This is a genomic window from Variovorax sp. P4_D9 (genome assembly GCF_056401695.1).
This window is the reverse complement of the sequence record NZ_JBFUIU010001358.1, coordinates 1-1,608: the sequence shown is the minus strand read 5'-3', so window position 1 is coordinate 1,608 and position 1,608 is coordinate 1. Positions and strand designations below refer to the sequence as shown.

Below are 1,608 nucleotides of genomic sequence, written 5' to 3'. Positions count from 1 at the left end.
TCCTGGGGGCCAACGACGTGGTGAACCCGGCCGCGCTCACCAAGGGCACGCCGATCTACGGCATGCCGATCCTGGAGGCCTACAAGGCCAAGACGGTGATCGTGAACAAGCGCAGCATGGCCGCGGGCTACGCGGGCCTGGACAACGAGCTCTTCTACATGGACAAGACCATGATGGTCTTCGGCGACGCCAAGAAGGTCGTCGAGGATATGGCGAAGGCGATCGAGTAGGGCGATGCATTCGTGAGTCTCCGACGTCAAGTTGATTGCCCCTAAAAAGGAGTTCCCGTGATCCTCGAAGTTGCCGAGTTCCACATCCGTCCTGGCGAGCCGCCTGCCTTCGAGCAGGCCATGACCCGGGCGCTGCAGACGATCACCGCCAAGGCCAAGGGGGTGATCGGCTACGCCTTCATGCGCTCTTCGGAATCGCCGCAGCGCTACATACTGCAAGTGACGTGGGAACGGTTGGAAGACCGGGTGGTGACCTACCGCCAGAGTCCTGAGCGCGAGCAATGGCGCGCTCTTGTCAGCCCCTTCTACGCCGAGCCTCCCGCCATGGAACACTTCTCCCTCGTGGCGCAGGCCTGAACCGCATTTCATTCATACGGAGGTCTTTCATGCCCTTTTTCCCTTCCCTGGCCGCAGACGCCGGACCGCCGAGCGTCTACACGCAATACCCAGAAATCTATGGCCCCTGGTCCACCATGAGCCAGGCCATGATGAACGGGCCGTCACCCCTGAGCCAGGGCGAACGCGAACTGGTTCTTTCCTACGCCGCGGCCGTGGCCGGCTGCGACTTCGTGGGAGTCGCGCACTCCGAGGTGGCCTACGAGTGGGGCATAGCGCACGGTTTGGTGGAACAGTTGGTCGCCGGCTTCGACGCGGCGCCGGTGGAGCCTCGGCTGAAGGCGCTGCTGGGCTTCGTGCGCAAGTTGGCCCTGACGCCCACGCAAGTCTCTCAAGCCGACGCCGACGCCGTGTTCCAGGCCGGCTGGGACGAACATGCGCTGCACGACGCCATCGCGATCACCGCACGCGCCGCCTTCATGCAACGGCTGGTGCAAGGCTTCGGCTTCGTGCCGCTGTCACGCGAGATTGCCGTCAAGCACGCGAAGAAGCGCGTGGAACGCGGCTACGTCAACCTGTATCCCGCATTTCGGGAACAGAAGTAGCGAGATTCACGGGACCACCAATCCCAAGGAGAAGCCGACCCCGGGCTACACCGATCCCAACGATCCGGTGAAGGGCCGCATGCCGCATTCGTCGCGAGGATGATCCTGATGAATCAGTCTGCCTTGATCCCGGCGGCCTTGATCACCCTGCCCCATTTTTCCTGTTCCGCCTGTTGCAGCACCGCCAGGCGCTCCGGCGGCCCGCCGACCGGCACGGCGCCGAGCTCCTTCAAGCGCTTCGCCACGGCGGGCCGCTTCAGCGCAGCGTCAACCTCGGCCGCCAGGCGCGCGACGATCTCCGGCGGCGTGGCCGCAGGCACGTACAGGGCGGCCCACGACGAAGCCTCGAACCCCTTCAGGTTCAAGGCTTCGGCAACGGTCGGCACATCAGGGTAGTCCGCCAGCCGCTCCCGCGTGGTGGTCGCGAGCATGCGCAC

The 1,608-nt window shown here is 64.7% G+C and carries 4 protein-coding genes; 3 read left to right on the top strand and 1 reads right to left on the bottom strand.

Going from position 1 to position 1,608, the window contains the following annotated elements; all coding sequences use genetic code 11:
* The 3 genes from AC1DY5_RS54925 to AC1DY5_RS54915 all read left to right on the top strand — a co-directional run.
* Nucleotides 1-230, top strand: a 230-nt coding sequence (locus AC1DY5_RS54925; protein ID WP_478122579.1) for an NAD(P)(+) transhydrogenase (Re/Si-specific) subunit beta, incomplete at its 5' end; no start/stop codon positions are given.
* A 57-nt stretch (nucleotides 231-287) separates the two neighbouring features.
* On the top strand, nucleotides 288-587 hold the full coding sequence (locus tag AC1DY5_RS54920) for an antibiotic biosynthesis monooxygenase family protein (protein ID WP_478122578.1): 300 nt from the start codon (nucleotides 288-290) through the stop codon (nucleotides 585-587).
* A 29-nt stretch (nucleotides 588-616) separates the two neighbouring features.
* Nucleotides 617-1,171 (top strand): carboxymuconolactone decarboxylase family protein, encoded by a 555-nt coding sequence (locus AC1DY5_RS54915; protein ID WP_478122577.1) that lies wholly within the window; start codon nucleotides 617-619, stop codon nucleotides 1,169-1,171.
* 113 nt (nucleotides 1,172-1,284) lie between these two features.
* Here the strand turns inward: AC1DY5_RS54915 and AC1DY5_RS54910 are convergent.
* The coding region (locus AC1DY5_RS54910; RefSeq protein ID WP_478122576.1) for a Bug family tripartite tricarboxylate transporter substrate binding protein at nucleotides 1,285-1,608 on the bottom strand (324 nt) is incomplete at its 5' end.